General features: G+C 40.0%; 12 protein-coding genes. 10 read left to right on the top strand and 2 right to left on the bottom strand.

All coding sequences use genetic code 11. From position 1 onward, the window contains the following. Window positions 1-36 precede the first annotated feature (36 nt). From kbaZ to GWI97_RS08510, 10 genes are all read left to right on the top strand, one after another. The gene (gene kbaZ, locus GWI97_RS08465) at window positions 37-1,317 is read left to right on the top strand and encodes a tagatose-bisphosphate aldolase subunit KbaZ (RefSeq protein WP_036935088.1); all 1,281 of its coding nucleotides are present in this window, start codon (window positions 37-39) and stop codon (window positions 1,315-1,317) included. 12 nt (window positions 1,318-1,329) lie between these two features. Then, window positions 1,330-2,520, top strand: coding sequence for an SIS domain-containing protein (locus GWI97_RS08470; RefSeq protein WP_036935086.1), 1,191 nt, complete (start codon window positions 1,330-1,332; stop codon window positions 2,518-2,520). Between the two features lie 24 nt (window positions 2,521-2,544). Further along, window positions 2,545-3,039 (top strand): PTS N-acetylgalactosamine transporter subunit IIB, encoded by a 495-nt coding sequence (gene agaV, locus GWI97_RS08475; protein WP_036935083.1) that lies wholly within the window; start codon window positions 2,545-2,547, stop codon window positions 3,037-3,039. A 47-nt stretch (window positions 3,040-3,086) separates the two neighbouring features. Continuing rightward, a complete protein-coding gene (gene agaW / locus GWI97_RS08480; protein WP_036935079.1) occupies window positions 3,087-3,854 on the top strand; it encodes a PTS N-acetylgalactosamine transporter subunit IIC in 768 nt (255 codons plus the stop codon). Then, window positions 3,844-4,734: a PTS system mannose/fructose/sorbose family transporter subunit IID gene (locus tag GWI97_RS08485; protein WP_023581442.1), complete on the top strand. Its 891-nt coding sequence runs from the start codon at window positions 3,844-3,846 to the stop codon at window positions 4,732-4,734. The genes agaW and GWI97_RS08485 overlap by 11 nt, the downstream gene beginning before the upstream one ends. Window positions 4,735-4,833: 99 nt before the next feature. Further along, entirely contained in the window at window positions 4,834-5,268 is a 435-nt protein-coding gene (gene agaF / locus GWI97_RS08490; RefSeq protein ID WP_036935076.1) for a PTS galactosamine/N-acetylgalactosamine transporter subunit IIA, read from the top strand. After that, the gene (gene nagA / locus GWI97_RS08495; RefSeq protein WP_036935074.1) at window positions 5,265-6,434 is read left to right on the top strand and encodes an N-acetylglucosamine-6-phosphate deacetylase; all 1,170 of its coding nucleotides are present in this window, start codon (window positions 5,265-5,267) and stop codon (window positions 6,432-6,434) included. Before agaF ends, nagA begins: the two co-directional genes overlap by 4 nt. Window positions 6,435-6,477: 43 nt before the next feature. Beyond that, window positions 6,478-7,308, top strand: coding sequence for a 5-dehydro-4-deoxy-D-glucuronate isomerase (gene kduI / locus GWI97_RS08500; RefSeq protein WP_036935072.1), 831 nt, complete (start codon window positions 6,478-6,480; stop codon window positions 7,306-7,308). 79 nt (window positions 7,309-7,387) lie between these two features. After that, entirely contained in the window at window positions 7,388-8,143 is a 756-nt protein-coding gene (kduD, locus tag GWI97_RS08505; protein ID WP_036935070.1) for a 2-dehydro-3-deoxy-D-gluconate 5-dehydrogenase KduD, read from the top strand. 17 nt (window positions 8,144-8,160) lie between these two features. Next, window positions 8,161-9,222 carry a glycoside hydrolase family 88/105 protein gene (locus GWI97_RS08510; RefSeq protein ID WP_036935067.1) on the top strand — a complete coding sequence of 354 codons (1,062 nt, stop codon included), beginning with the start codon at window positions 8,161-8,163 and terminating at the stop codon, window positions 9,220-9,222. A 694-nt stretch (window positions 9,223-9,916) separates the two neighbouring features. Here GWI97_RS08510 and GWI97_RS08515 read toward each other — a convergent pair. After that, window positions 9,917-12,958, bottom strand: coding sequence for a chondroitinase family polysaccharide lyase (locus GWI97_RS08515; protein WP_115370714.1), 3,042 nt, complete (start codon window positions 12,956-12,958; stop codon window positions 9,917-9,919). A 54-nt stretch (window positions 12,959-13,012) separates the two neighbouring features. After that, window positions 13,013-16,078, bottom strand: coding sequence for a chondroitinase family polysaccharide lyase (locus GWI97_RS08520; protein WP_036935063.1), 3,066 nt, complete (start codon window positions 16,076-16,078; stop codon window positions 13,013-13,015). Window positions 16,079-16,082: the final 4 nt, after the last annotated feature.

Raw genomic sequence — 16,082 nt, forward strand, 5'->3', positions numbered from 1 at the left:
CAACACCGCCGGTGTTGATTATGGAGTTAGTATTTAATGCATCCTTTAGAAAAGATTGTTCAGCAACACAAATCAGGCAAACAGAATGGTATTTATTCTGTTTGTTCTGCCCATCCTTTAGTAATAGAAGCAGCTCTATTACAAGCGCTGGATAATGATTCCTTTCTGCTAATTGAAGCCACCTCTAATCAGGTTGATCAGTTTGGTGGTTATACGGGAATGACTCCCGCTGACTTCTACCAATATGTTATTGAACAGGCTGAAAAAGTCGGTTTTCCTATCGAGAAACTTATTCTGGGTGGTGACCATTTAGGGCCTAATCGTTGGCAACATCTTAACGCTAAAGAAGCGATGGCAAATGCGGATGTGCTGATTGCGCATTATGTTGCCGCTGGTTTCAAAAAAATCCACCTTGATTGCAGTATGTCTTGCGCTGACGATCCTATTCCTTTAACTGATGAAATTGTGGCATCTCGTGCAGCACGTTTGGCTGTCATTGCAGAAAACACAGCAAAAGAGGCCTTCGGCTCTAGTGATATTGTTTATGTTGTTGGCACAGAAGTGCCTGTTCCTGGTGGTGCTGCTGAAGAGCTAGATACCGTTGAAGTGACTTCACCTGCTGCTGCGCGTAAAACATTAGAGTGTCATCGCCAAGCTTTTCAAGATGCGGGCATTGGTGATTGTTGGACACGTGTGATTGGTTTAGTGGTTCAACCGGGTGTCGAATTTGATCATACGGGTATTATTGATTATCAGACTGAAGATGCACAAGCATTAAGCCAAGTCGTAAACGATTATTCTCATCTCGTTTTTGAAGCGCACTCAACGGATTACCAAACTAAAGAAGCTTATAAACAATTAGTTCACGATCACTTTGCTATTTTAAAAGTTGGGCCTGCACTCACGTTTGCTATGCGTGAAGGTTTATATGCACTTTGTGCCATTGAAGAAACTTTATTTCCGCAAGAACAGTGCTCAAAATTGCGTGAAAAAATGGAACAACTGATGTGCCGTGAGCCAGGATTTTGGCAAAAATATTATCATGGTGATGAGCGTCAACAAGCTTTTGCCCGAGTGTATAGTTTTAGCGATCGCATTCGCTATTACTGGCCCGATGCTGAAATTAATGACGCTATCGACACGCTAATGGATAACTTATCCGTTAAACCCATTCCACTACCGCTACTGAGCCAATATCTGCCTTATCAATTTACTCAATTTAGAGAAGGCATGATTGACGGAACACCTGAATCGTTTGTTATTGCGAAAATTCGTGATGTGTTATCGGTGTATGCCGATGCGTGCTATGTCCATTAATTGAGGGAAACCATGGAATATTTAAGTTATCAGACCGCTCAATTAGAGCAACTGAATGCATTTTGGACTGCGAAAGAAATTGAGCAACAACCGGAATGTTGGAAGAAAACATGGCAGTCAGTGAAAGAAAAACGTGCCGATATTGAAGCCTTTTTAAATAAAGCGCTTGCAGTACCTCATGCGCGAATTATTTTAACGGGCGCCGGCACTTCTGCGTTTGCTGGAAAAGCATTAGCCCCTATTTTAAGTGGTCATACAAAACGTCGAGTCGATGCGATTGCAACAACCGATTTAGTGGCTGACCCACAAGAATACTTAGCAGAAGATATCCCAACATTATTGATTTCTTTTGCACGTTCAGGGAATAGCCCTGAAAGTGTGGCAGCGTTAGATGTTGCGACTGAATGCTTATCGCAGTGTTATCACTTAGTACTGACATGTAATGAAAATGGCAAGCTTTATGAGTATTGCCAGAATAACCGCTACGCATTGGCATTACTGATGCCTGAAGAATCAAATGATCGTTCTTTAGCGATGACCTCTAGCTTTTCATCCATGATGATGGCGGCTGTGACTATTTTTTTAGGGGATAACGTCTTTAGTGATTCTATCGCTCCCTTTTTTAGTCACTATAAAGTGCAATTTAATAAAGCAAATCAAATTATTCGGGATAAATACGCAGGTAAATTTAAACGGGTTATTTATCTAGGAAGTGGTGGCTTGCAAGGTTTAGCCCAAGAAGCCGCGTTGAAAATGTTAGAGCTTACAGCGGGTAAAGTGGTTGCAAGCTTTGATACTCCATTAGGCTTTCGACATGGGCCTAAGTCTATCGTAAATAAAGAAACTTTAGTGGTGATGTTTTTCTCTAATGATCCTTATACACGTCAATATGAGACTGACTTATTACGAGAGGTTATTCACGATAATGCATCAGGCAAGGTGATCGCGATCACCGCACGAAATGATAACGCTTTTTCGCCTGAGAGTTTTGTTTATATTCCTGCGTTAGAGAACTGTCCTGATGTGGCGCTATTGTTCCCTTACTTGATGTTGGCGCAATCATTCGCATTTCACAGTTCCATTGCACTAGGGAATACGCCTGATAACCCGTCTCCGACAGGAGAAATCAACCGCGTTGTACAAGGCGTCACAATTTATCCGTTCTCACACAAAAAAGACGACACACAGTCTGTTTTAAATTAATAAAATATAATAAGAGAGCTAATCATGAACACACCGAATATTGTCTGGACCCGCATTGATGAACGTTTACTCCATGGTCAAATCCGCATTACATGGGGTAAACATACAGAAGCAAACCTGATTTTAGTGGCTAATGATGATGCAGCCGAAGGTCCTAATGCCGCATTTATGCAAGCAGGAATGAAAGCGTCAGCCGGTGGTGAATACGCAGTTCGCTTCTTCTCTATTCAAAAAACGATTGATGTGATTAGTAAAGCATCACCTCGTCAGAAAATTTTTGTTTTGTGTAATAACCCGACAGATGTTGCCCGTTTAGTGGAAGGTGGAGTGCCCATTACTCACTGTAATGTTGGCAATATGCATTTTCATGAAGGGAAACGCCAAATTGCGAAAACGGTATCCGTTGACGAAACAGATATTGATGCGTTTAAAAGCCTTGTCGCAAACGGCGTCACTTGCACAATCCAAAACACCCCCGATCAGACACCTGTTGATGTATTAGCGCTCGCATCAGCCTGATAATTTCCTGGATAAAAAACCTGCATTAGCAGGTTTGAGGATGATTTATGATTTTTGAAGCTTCTTTAGTGGCTTTATGGGCCTTCTTTTGCGGTATAGATAAGTATGACGTTGCATTAAATATTCACAGACCATTAATTACAGGGCCTATTGTTGGCCTAATTATGGGTGATATGCAAGTTGGATTAATTGCAGGTGCAACGTTAGAACTCGCGTGGCTAGGATTGGTTCCTAACGCAGGCGCTCAGCCACCTGATGTGACTTTAGGTACGATTGCAGCGGTTGCTTTTGCTGTGATGACAAAGCAATCACCTGAAGTTGCTATGGGTATTGGTATGCCAATTGCAGTGTTAATGCAAATGTTGGTGATTGGCTTCTTTGCTGTAACCGCTTTCACGATGGGAAAAGCGGATAGATATGCTGAAAGAGCCGATGCGGCGGGTATTTCACGGTTGCTTATTATCACCATTACGGTGCGTTCATTGCTCTACGCCTTAGTGGCTTTTGTGACGGTTTATTTCGGTGAGCATGCGGCTCAGTGGATTGATGAAAATACACCAAAAGTCTTGTTAGAAGGATTAGGTATCGGTGCGAAGATGGTTCCTGCTATTGGTTTCGCCATGTTGTTGAAAATCATGTGGTCAAAAGAAGTTGCAGGTGTGTTCTTCATTGGTTTCGTCATGACAACCTATTTAAAACTCCCAATTATGGCTGTCGCTATTTTAGGTGCATCAGCCGCCGCGCTCTATTTCTTCTTTAGTGGTAACAACAAAAATACAAATCAGCAAAATGAGGATTTCGAAGATGGTATCTGATAACAGCACCGCATTGAAAACGCAGGATAAACCAGAAACGGGTTCTTTGATTGATGGCATTGATGAGTATCAAGATACCACCGTCAGAAAAGTTATCACTAAAGGTGATCTTTGGAAGTGTGCATTCCGAGGTCTATTTATGGAAGGTAACTTTAACTTTGAACGTATGCAAGGTGGTGGGTTTGCCTTCTCAATTATCCCAGCATTAAAGAAAATTCATGGAAATAATAAACGTGACTATGCAACATCACTGAAAAACCATCTACAATTTTTCAATGCCAGTCCTAAGCTGTTTACCTTTTTATTAGGCACAGCGGTGGCAATGGAAGAAAACAAAGAAAAACCGTCTACTGTTAACGTGATGAAAGTTGCAGGAATGGGGCCAACAGGGGGGATAGGTGATGCTATTGACCATATGACCTTGATGCCATTGACCTTAGCATTGGGCGCATCTATTGCAATGGAAGGTTCGATTGCGGGGCCTTTTGTTTTCTTCTTTTTATACCAAATTGTACACTTTTTAGTGTATTTCGGGCTGATGTTTATGGGCTATCGCGCGGGAACAGCAGCGATGGTCAATATGAGTGATGCTACTGAAAAACTGGCTAAAGCCGCCAATATTATGGGGATCTTTGTCATTGGAGCGCTCTCTGCGACCTTTATCAAGGTGCAAACCACCGCCTCGTTAGAGCTGGGAGGGAAAGTGGTTGAATTGCAAACCGCGCTCTTTGACAAAATCATGCCGAATTTACTGCCTCTGTGCTTAGTTTTCTTGATGTACAAAATGGTAAAAAGCACCGGTTTTTGGGGTAAACCTCCGGTATTGATTTTCTCAACTCTTGCATTTGGCGTTGTCGGCCACGTATTAGGATTCTTATAACAGAGAGCCTTTACCACCGTCGTTATTGTCAATCGAAATACATTATTAACTTGCTATAAACGGGCAGGAGAGTCTTCTGTTGCCCGCAAGGAGTCACTCATGATAGGTCTTATTGTTTCAGGACATCTTAATTTTGCCTCTGGCATGGCATCAGCCGTAAAAGCGATTGCCGGTGAACAAGAAGATATTGCATTTATCGATTTTGTTGAGTCAATTTCTCCTGATGAACTTGAAGAAAAAATGCGTGAAGCGATTAACTCAATGTCATGTCAGCAATATCTGTTCTTAACAGATTTACCTGGTGGAACCCCTTGTAATCGGGCAATGGCCATTATGATGCAAAATCCTGCTGTTGAAGTGTTAGCGGGTGTGAATCTACCGATGATTGTTAATGCGGCTTTTGAACGAGAAGGATGTTCAACGTCAGAGTTAGTGCAAACGTTACGCGAAATAGGTCAAGATAGTATTCAAGATATTCGTGAGCAATTGGCACAAATAGACAGCAATGACGCTGATGAAGAAGACGGCTTATGAGTCAGCGATACGCCATTTTGGCAGATAGAACGTTTACGCCTGAAGGCATTCGTTATCTCTGTTATGTCTGTGTTAGGGGCGATGTCATTGAATCGATCACCACTCACGCACCAACAGATTGCCCTATTATTCGCCTAAAAGGGAAATCGTTATTACCCGGTTTTGTGGATATCCATATTCATGGCCGTGAAGGTGCGGATGTCATGGATGCGACTGAACATGGGTTACAAACCATTGCTGATGCTTTAGTAAAAACAGGCGTTGTTGCTTGGGTGGGGACAACCGTTACTGCACCTATAGATGATATTCGCCTCGCATTATCACAAGTGCGTGAGTTTTTATCAAAACCACAAACGTCGGGCGCATTGTTACTTGGAAGCTTTTTAGAGGGGCCTTATTTTACCGAGCGTCATAGAGGCTCTCACCCGGTGAAATATCTAAAAGCACCAACAATATCAGAGTTAGAAACACTGCTTGAAAGTGCTGGTGACACATTATTGCGTGTCGCTGTTGCGCCAGAAGCACAAGGTTCAATAGAAGCGATTGATTGGTTGGTCAATCGAGGTATTAAACCAAGTGTGGCGCATACAGCGGCAACTTACGAGCAAACTTCAGATGCTTTTTTACATGGTGCCGATTGCGGTGTGCATTTGTATAACGGCATGACGGGACTTCATCACCGTGAGCCGGGATGTTGTGGTGCTGTGTTATATCACAATGTATTAGCGGAGTTGATTGCCGATGGCATTCACGTTCATCCCGTGATGATGCAATTAGCGTATCGCATGAAAGGCTATCAACAAGTCGCGTTAATTACTGATTGTATGCGTGCAGGGGGATTGCCTGATGGTGATTATACCCTGGGTGCACAAACAGTGAGTGTTACTCATGGTCAGGCAAAAACGGCCGATGGCTCTTTGGCTGGGAGTACTTGTAGCTTAGATAGCGCATTGCGAAATATGGTGCAACTTGCCCATGTACCTGAGTGGGAAGCCGTACAAATGGCGAGTGCCATCCCAGCGGAGTATCTCGGCATCGGCGATAAATTGGGTTATATCAAAGTAGGGCGACAAGCCAGCTTTGCTGTGGTGGATGAGTGTTTTCATCTCACCGATACATTCATCAGAGGAAATCATATTTACTCTGTATCCGGGGAAAATGCATAGCTTTTTCAGTTATGCACCCATCAGTAAAAATGAGGTATTTATAATGGAAATTCGTCAGCCAATTCATAGTGAACATGCTAAAAGGCTTGATACAGACGGTCTTCGTAAGGAGTTCCTGATTGAGAACCTATTCTGTGAAGGGGAAATGAATCTCACTTATAGCCATATAGATCGTATTATTGTTGGGGGAATTGTCCCCACAACTCAACCTTTAGCATTAATGGCTGGTAAAGCGCTAGGCGTAGATTTCTTTTTAGAAAGACGTGAGTTAGGGGCCATTAATATCGGTGGTGCTGGTAAAGTGGTTGTTGATGGCGAAGTGTTTGAAATAGGCTCTCGTGAAGCCATTTATATTGGAATGGGTGCTAAAAGTGTTGAATTTATGAGTGATAGTGTGGAAACACCGGCTCGTTTTTATATGAACTGTGCGCCAGCGCATCACACTTATCCAACACGTAAAATTACTCAACAACAAGCATCACCTGAAAAATTAGGTAATACGGAAAATTGCAACGTTCGTACTATTTATAAATTCTTACATCCTTCAGTGTTGCCAACATGCCAATTATCCATGGGAATGACGGTTCTCGAACCAGGCAGCTTATGGAACACCATGCCTTGCCATACTCATGAACGTCGTATGGAAGTATATCTCTATTTTGATATGAAAGATGACAACGTGGTTTTCCATTATATGGGGGAACCAACGGAAACTCGTCATTTGGTTGTTCGTAATGAGCAAGCAGTTATCAGCCCTAGCTGGTCAATTCATTCCGGCGTGGGCTCAGCTTCTTATACTTTTATTTGGGGAATGGTGGGTGAAAACCAGGTTTTCCACGATATGGATCATGTTGCAATGAAAGATCTGAAATAACCACAAATAGTCACGTTTTATTTTTACCCTACATATAAAAAGGTGTGGCTATAAAGTCACACCTGAGAGGTTAATTGTTATGAATCTATTCGATTTAAGTGGCAAGGTTGCCATCGTCACAGGTTGTAATACAGGACTTGGTCAAGGCATGGCTGTAGGTTTAGCTCAAGCGGGTGCTGATGTTGTGGGAGTGGGTATTCAAGATGCACCAGAAACTCGTCAACAAGTAGAGTCATTAGGTCGCCGTTTTCATTACATTACTCAGAATTTAATGCAACAAGATGGGCTAGATGCTTTAGTTGATGAAGCCGTTTCGGTGATGGGGCGCATTGATATTTTAGTGAATAACGCAGGGATTATTCGTCGTGAAGATCTTTTGGAATTTAGTGAGAAAGATTGGGACGATGTGATTGATATTAATCAAAAAACACTGTTTTTCTTATCACAAAAAGTGGCTCGCCAATTTGTGAAACAAGGTGAAGGTGGAAAAATAATTAATATCGCTTCTATGCTCTCTTATCAAGGCGGTATTCGAGTACCTTCTTACACAGCAAGTAAATCTGCAGTCATGGGATTAACTCGAGCATTAGCAACCGAGCTTTCTCAATACAACATCAATGTAAATGCGATTGCTCCAGGCTATATGGCAACAGATAACACAGCAGCGTTACGTGCTGATGAAGCGCGTAATGCCGCTATTTTAGAACGTATTCCTGCAGGACGTTGGGGAACCCCCGAAGATGTTGCTGGCCCTGCCATTTTCTTAGCCTCTAAAGCTAGTGATTATGTTAATGGATACACAATTGCTGTAGATGGTGGTTGGTTAGCTCGTTAATTTCTTGGAGAAATAGGATGGAACACGCTAATACAGATACTTTGCAAAGAGAGCTTGTATTACAAAACATGAAGCGAGTGTATCGTTATCAATCGGCTAATCAAGTTCGTAGTGTTCGCCGTCGTAGTGGTAAAACCCGTTTTATTAAAGATACTGATTGGGAACGCGGTGTTTTATGGAGTTGTGTAAGCGCAGCATGGCAGGCAACGCAAGATGAAGAGTATCTCAATGGTGTGCTGAATTACACTTTACATACTGGGTTTAGAACAGGTCCCAACGCACGTTTTGCAGATGATCATGTTTGTGCACAAGCTTATTTGGCTATCAGCCCGCTTTTTGAGCACTCTGAAGTAATTGAACCAACAATCAAAGCATTCGATATTATGCTTAATGATCCTAAACCGGGTCGTGAAGACTGGTGGTGGTGTGATGCTCTCTTTATGGCGCCTCCTGGATTTGCTGCATTAGCTGAAATGACCAGTGAACGACGCTATTTAGATTACATGCATACAGCTTATTGGGATGCGATTGAGCATTTACGTGATCCTGAAACAGGGCTTATCTTCCGTGATCATCGCTATATTCCTGATGGGCAAGGTAATGAATTACGCGAAGCTAACGGTGAAAAAGTATTTTGGAGTCGTGGTATCGGTTGGGTCTTAGCTTCGATACCGCGTATTTTAAAATATATGCCTGATGATTATCATGGTCGTGAACGTTATATTGCACTGTTTAAAGAATTAGCGACATCCATCCTAGATTATCAACATGAAGATGGTTTTTGGCGAACAAGTTTACTCGATCCTGATAATTTTCCTGCACCAGAAAGCTCAGCAACTGCGCTATTTTGTTATGGATTAGCATGGGGAATTAATCAGGGAATATTAGAGAAAGAAATTTATTTTCCTGCTTTAAATAAAGCATGGTCGGCATTACAAACCTGTATTCATGACAATGGCATGATAGGTTGGGTTCAACTTCCAGCATTTAACCCTCGTGAAGTGAAGTTTGAACATAATATGGATTATGGTGCAGGTGCTTATTTATTAGCAGGAAGTGAAGTTTTAAACCTTTTGTAAAATTGCTAGACCTTTGATATTGACGCTTTGTTGTTTTTCTTGCGCTTTATATGCCTTCCGCGCAATATTTTCCTATCTAGGAGCCGACCAAAAATAGGGGTCGGCTTTTTTTATATTTAATATAATAAGAAGTAACAGATTATTGTTACCTCTTCTTATAAGTCAGGGTGCTGAGATAAACACACAATAATTGAAGATGGAAACTGTGGGGGGCACTGCCCCACAAGATTAATATAAAGTAAAAGCTATCTTAACCTGAATAATTAAATATTCATTGTTTGGTATGAGTCAATAAGATATTTACGCTCTAATAATACGTGATTCGATATTATCATCTTCACGATCATTAGTCCGATTAAAGAGTATTTTTTCATTTCCTCTTACACTCCTATAAAAAGGGAGGCAGAAACAAATTGTTTGTGTTTGAGTCCACCTCGGTTAATATGAATATATTACCCGGGGCTTTTTTCGTTCTGGTGCTTGCGATATGCTTGAACCAGATTGATCCAAGCATCCGCGCAGAGAATAACAAAATAATCATCGAGCACAACACATTTATTATCAATAATAAAGCTATCGATTTATTTTTTATTTTTCAAATAATTAATTCATTCGTTAACTTGTTTTTAATTTTTTAATAAAAAGAGTCTCGATATTTTTATGTCGAGACTCTTTAGTTTAAAAGTTACGAAATTTACTTAACTAAATTAATAACAGTAGGTGTTGCCTGTATGGTTGTTGTCGTAATAAGAGTGTTGTTATTGTGGTGCTTAATAATAACACCGGGTTGAGGTGTCGTTAATTTCCATATTCCTTTTACGGTAATAGTACTATTTGTTGATTGCGATTCTGCTGTAAGCCAATGACGAGAATAAACACTAACTTCGATTTGATTACCTTTATCATCAAATTGATCTTTTTCTCTACCTTGATATAAATTTAAATCAGGATTAACAATACTTAATGTTAATTGCTGATTTTGTATTTTAGCCATGACCATAACCGGCGCATCACTGGATAATAATGTTGCATCCGCTGATTTTAACTTAGTGGCTTCAAAAAAAGCATATCCCTCTTCTTGGGTTATTTTATCTTTTACCGCATGGAGCTGATCATTATGTTGTAATACTGTGTATTCGGGAGCTTTATTATTTTGTGCTTCGATAGCTATTGCATATTCATAATTTTCATTACTCGGTGCCTTACCATGAGAAATAACAGCTGTTGCAAATAATTGTTCTGTTGGTTTTGAATTTCTATCATCAAGTGAATGTTGTTTTTGATAACTAAATTTTACAGTTTGTCCTTTAGTGAGCTTATATAAATTGCCGGCAGGATCAATTAATGTATCTGCATTATTTAAAGTTAATTGAGTATCTAATTGATTTACCTTTTTGCCATTAATGATCACTGACTGTAATTTAGGGACGGCAAACTGGAATAGTGTTGTTTCGGTCGTATGTTGTTTATCATCATTTTCAATACCTGAGCCTAAAGCAATAACTCTATTATCAAATAAGAAATAGGATTTATTTGCCCTTAAGCTTTGTTGTTGATATTTACTGTGACCGTGTAATTTCATGGCAAACATACTGTTATTATTAAGGGTATTTGCACCAGAGTAACTTTCTGTTGAAAGCAACATTTCTTCAATACCTGCAGCAGGTAATTGATTAAGTTTTGCTTCAAGTTCGTTATAGGGAAGATGAATAGTTGTTGTACCTGGATATCTATTCCAATCCCATCCAGCATGGCTAAACCCTGATTGAGTTAAATCAGCTGGAATAATTTCCAATTGTCCATATTGTAAATAACGACCATAACGGTTGTTATTTTCATAGCTTTCATTACCAACAAGATAACGGCTAAAACCGCGCGCTATGGCGAGCCAGCTTTGTTGTGGTGATTGGGTCGATGCTCTTCGTTGTATTGCCATTGATGCATAATTCATTGCCCATGCGCCGACTGGCTCACTTTCAGCGTTAATGCCTTCAAAATGCGTTTTGTTGTCTAATTTTGCATAAGCGGCGGATAATGTGGTATCTAACTTTTGTTTGCCATCTGGGGTTCCTGCTAATGCCATCCATTTAAATGGCGCGATCCCTATTTTATGCAACCCAGTTGGATGACGACCACTTAATACCACAGGAATTTGTGTCTCTTTGGTGTAGATCCGCATTTTTAACAAAACATCTTTTAAACGCTCATGTGCTGAAGTAGATAAGCGAAAAGGTGAATCACTTAATGCATAAACACTGGGTGCTAAACCACCAAATGCATCTTTAGCATAAGCGGGGTAATGTTGTGAATGGTGAAAAATAGAACCATCAGATTTGAAACCGCCAGCAACACCTTTTGAGCTTAGAATGGTTTTATTTAGCCAACTTTGCAGTTGCGCTAAGGCTTGTTGACGTTGTTGATAATCCGGTAGCATCAATAAGCTTTTTATCATCCATTGCAATTGAGTATTGAGAATATCGACATTTGCATCAACAATTTCATTATCTTTTTCAAAAATACGTCCTGTGGCGTTGTACCACATCATAGCTTGTTGAGTGGGGGCTAAAAGGTTATTTTTTGCAAGAACATGACGGCCAATAAACCATGCATCAAAAAGTTCTCTGGTTTGGTAACCAACATGAGTAATAATTTGATAACCACTTCCTCGTGTAAAACCTTGTTCAAGGACATAACGAGTACCTAATAAATAGCGCTCTTCTAATTTTTTTCTATCAGTTGCTGATAATGAATCGCTACGCAAGTAAATAGCAGTTTGAAGAAGCGTTTTGCCCACATCTCTTAGCATATTGGCATCAAGTAATGCTTTTTGAGTCCCCTCACTAAATACACCTTCGACTTTCATAAAATGTTGCCGGTTAGGGTGATCAAGGGCTTTTCCTGTGATTGAGCCATCAGCGTGTTGTGTTAACCCCAATTTTTCCCATAACGCTAAATGTTTATCTAGCATATCTGGAGTAATTTTTTTATCACTACGAATTCCTTGATAATATTCAAAGCGCTGATAAATCGAAGCCATTTCTGTTTGGTCATCGCGAAATTCAGTATCGAAGTTTAAAGTAGGGTAATGGGCTTGAAACATCTGATCGTACATCAATAATGCACTCCAGTTTTTACTAACCATCGTGTTTACTGCGTTATTTACGTAAGGTGTTTGATAGTCAGGTACTGCCCAACGATTGTCTAACGGTACACTCATGATGATTTGATCAAAAAAGAGTGTTCCGGCTTGGTTTGGAGCGGTGATCACTAATTGATCAAGTTGACCTGTCGCAGAGCCTTGCATATCACGAAAAGGAACAGCAATACCTCGCCACCCCGTAAAATTAAGTTCAGCATTAAAACTTAGTGCAATTTTATTATTTTGTTTAAATGCTAACGTTAATGGGGAAGATTGAGGTTTTTCATTATAAATCCACATCATAAAAGTGAGTGGTGTGGCTGTATTTTTATCATCTTGGTAATTAACAATATTATTTAGTGTTAATGTTGCTTGTGGTTGATATTGCCATTTGAGTGATTGTTCACCATCTTTAGCATGCTGTTTGCTTAGCGATAATTGATTATTATTTGAAGTGGTAAGGATATTGGGTAATTCACCTTCAAAAAGATAAATATCGCCGAAAGCTTCATGAGACAGAGTGGGTAATGCTTGTGCGGGTAATGATAAACAGAGGCTTAATGTAACCGCGTGGGCTAAAGGGTTTTTTATTAGCATAATCAGATTTCCTGCAAATAAAAAAGGAACGCAAGAGCGTTCCTTTTGATTAAATCAAGGGAGTGGCGAGAGTTTGATTTCTTGTGGAATACCAAAGTAACTCGTAAACGTCAGTTCAGTGTTATCACCAGAAACCTGATATTTCACTTCACTATTTTTATCAGCAGATTGCCATTTGCCATTAATCGTGACATTGATGGTGACAGGAGTTGCTGCTTTTTGGCGAGTCATATTTAAATCAGGTGTAACTGCACTGACAATAAGAGTGTCTTTTTGTCGATGAGTCATCACAATTGCAGGTTTATTAACCTTTTTGATCCATTTGTCTTCAATTGATGCTGGCTGATAAAAGGCATATCCCGTTACATTGCTGAGTTTATCGAGAATAATATGAACGTCTTTATCCTTACGAAGAACCTGATATAACCCATTATTTTCACGGAATTTTTGTGCCATCTCTCCCATTTTTTCAGGTGTCGCATCTAAAAAGACCATATACTCATAACTGGCATCTTTGGGGCGAGTGCTGTGATCGATCCATGCCGAGCTAAAGTTTCCTTCTGTCGGTTGGCGATTTTTATTTTCCGCTGAAACCTGATGTTGGCGACTTACATTTACTTTTTCTGCTTGAGTAATTAAGTAACCATTGCCATTGCTATCAATTAACCAATCACCTTGTTGAAGTGTTGTTTGATAAGGCATGTTTTCTATCTTTTGTCCATTAATCCAAAGGGTATTTAATGTTGGAGTAATGGCATGTTGGAATAAGGTCGTTTCAACATTTTTATTTTTATCACTACTATTTATATTGCTACCAATAAAAATTAAGTGATTATCAGCGGCTAATACACTCTTTTTCGCAGTGAAATTAGGATCAAAACGCTCAAGATTGGCGGGATAAATAAGATCGAATGCCATCATGCCATATTGACCTTCAAGGGATGATGTTCCGCTAAATCCACGCTCTCCACGTTGCATTAAGGTATGAGGTTTAGGACTGTCTAAGTCTTTAAGAGGAAGGTGAATAGTGGTTGCCCCTGGCATTCTATTCCAATCCCAACCTTCTTGCTGATAGCCCTGTGAAAGCTGCGAGCCATTACTCACTATTTGAGCGACACCATGACTTTGGTAACGGCCATAACGGTTATCTTTGTTATAAATTTCAGATGACCAAACATTGGTGTTATAAGCTTTCAGTGTCACCATTTTATCTTGCCAACGATGAATACCAAAAGCACCGCCATTAAAGGCATAGAAACCTTGAGGTAAAGACGCTGGTGTAATAGTTTCTCCAAAAATAGCAGTTGATTCATTTTGTGTTTTATCACTAATCGCAAGATAAATAGATGCAAGTGTTTTATCAGGCGATGATTTTGCAGACATGGCAAGCCAGTAATAGCCTTGAGCGACTGATTTTAACGAAGGTGAGTTAAAAGGGTGTCTTCCTGCAAGCGGTAATCCAACTTCTGGATTACTGTAGATCCACGCTGAAACCATCGCTTTTTTCAGGTTATTCCAACCACTTTCACCCACTGAAAATGGTGTATCGCGTAATAAATAAATAAGCTGAGAGGCATTTTTAAAGGCTGGGAAAGAGTAGCCCGGATAATTGCCTTCATGTCGCCATGCTGTACCATCAGGGCGTAAACCATCTTTACCACCCGGTGGCACTTGCGTTAATGCGCCAGTGATATAATGGCTGAAAGTATTAACTAAGTTGATACGCTTTTGATCATCAGGCTCTAGTAGTAATAAGGCTAAATGTTGGCGAGATAAGGTATTGAAATAATCTAGATCAGAGCTATCAGCACTTACTTTCATATCAAAACTACTTTTAAACTCACGTGAATACCACAGTAATGAATCATAAACTTGAGTTTGTAGGTTCGCTTCTTTTAGTGCATCAGACATTAATAACGTGGAAATATACCACCAACGAGAACTGTATCCCCAGTGATGGGTTGTCACTAAAGCACTCCCTTTAACAAAGCCTTGATCTAATAAATGCTTTGTCATTAATAAGTACATCTGCTTTAGTTGCGCCTTTTGTGTGGGATCTTTTTCCAGCACATAAGCACGGCTAATATTAAACATTAATGTCGTGTAATTACCTAAAATAACATAATTATCAAATAGTTGTTTATCTTGAGAGTTAAGATTCTCTGGTTGATAAATAATGATTTGTTTATCAGTGATCAGATGTCTGCCTTGCGTTCCACCATTTGCTAAAGTGTGAATATTAAGAGCATCGAAATCACTTTTTAATTTGCTGATATTCTCTTCTAATGCGAGGTTTGTCTCTTTTTCACCTCCGACAAATTCATTAATTAGACGTTGGCGAATAAGATCAATGGCCGCTAAATTTTCAGGTGTTACAGGTAGTTGTGGCTTTACGTTGTGAAATTGAATTTCAGGTTCTGATAAGCGAGTTTTTACTTGATAATCAGACCATTGGTAGCGAGCATCATCGACAGAAAACATAATACGGTCGATATAGATTTCACCCTGACTCACATTAGAAGGCGCTTTAAAACGAATACTATCGACTTTAGCACCTAAAGAACGCCCAATGCTGTCTTGAGTACCATCAGAGGAGGTATTGGTTGCATTTAAGGTCATCTCTCGATTTTCAAGATCGTTATTTAAAGAGACTCCCACAGCACGCCAGCCAGTGAAATCTAATTTTACTTTAAAGCCTGCCTGAGCCTCACTGGTTGAAATGAGTTTTTCTCCGAAATCGATAGTAAGATAACCATCAATCGGTTTTTCATTGTAAAGCCAAAATGAGAAAACGGGGGTAGATGAGCGTCCCCATGCTTTAGATGCTTCTTTATCGGTGGGGACAATCAGTTTTTTATGTAAAGTAAAGCTACTACCACCTTTCCATTTCCATAAAAGAGATTGGTTTCCCATAATGCTACGTTTATCAGATAACGTTAGTATTGAGTTTTTATCTGATGAGAAGTCTGCTAATGGGTTATTTTGTGCAAAATGGTAAATTTCTGACTGCATCAGATTTTTAGGATCAAATGCAGGATTGCTGGTGGCTGCCATCGCGTTATAAGGGGCTGATAATAGCCCCAATGTCATTGCAAGTGCAGTAAAACGAAATATCGGCATTATT

It is taken from the genome of Proteus sp. G2300, from assembly GCF_009915965.1.
GTDB classification, from domain to species: Bacteria; Pseudomonadota; Gammaproteobacteria; order Enterobacterales; family Enterobacteriaceae; genus Proteus; species Proteus vulgaris.

Bases quoted from the DNA above. Each gene is read 5' to 3' on its own strand.
- nagA (WP_036935074.1), top strand. From the start codon at position 5,265: ATGAGTCAGCGATACGCCATTTTGGCAGATAGAACGTTTACGCCTGAA.
- GWI97_RS08515 (WP_115370714.1), bottom strand. From the start codon at position 12,958: ATGCTAATAAAAAACCCTTTAGCCCACGCGGTTACATTAAGCCTCTGT.
- agaW (WP_036935079.1), top strand. From the start codon at position 3,087: ATGATTTTTGAAGCTTCTTTAGTGGCTTTATGGGCCTTCTTTTGCGGT.
- kbaZ (WP_036935088.1), top strand. From the start codon at position 37: ATGCATCCTTTAGAAAAGATTGTTCAGCAACACAAATCAGGCAAACAG.
- GWI97_RS08470 (WP_036935086.1), top strand. From the start codon at position 1,330: ATGGAATATTTAAGTTATCAGACCGCTCAATTAGAGCAACTGAATGCA.
- GWI97_RS08510 (WP_036935067.1), top strand. From the start codon at position 8,161: ATGGAACACGCTAATACAGATACTTTGCAAAGAGAGCTTGTATTACAA.
- agaF (WP_036935076.1), top strand. From the start codon at position 4,834: ATGATAGGTCTTATTGTTTCAGGACATCTTAATTTTGCCTCTGGCATG.
- kduD (WP_036935070.1), top strand. From the start codon at position 7,388: ATGAATCTATTCGATTTAAGTGGCAAGGTTGCCATCGTCACAGGTTGT.
- GWI97_RS08485 (WP_023581442.1), top strand. From the start codon at position 3,844: ATGGTATCTGATAACAGCACCGCATTGAAAACGCAGGATAAACCAGAA.
- GWI97_RS08520 (WP_036935063.1), bottom strand. From the start codon at position 16,078: ATGCCGATATTTCGTTTTACTGCACTTGCAATGACATTGGGGCTATTA.
- kduI (WP_036935072.1), top strand. From the start codon at position 6,478: ATGGAAATTCGTCAGCCAATTCATAGTGAACATGCTAAAAGGCTTGAT.
- agaV (WP_036935083.1), top strand. From the start codon at position 2,545: ATGAACACACCGAATATTGTCTGGACCCGCATTGATGAACGTTTACTC.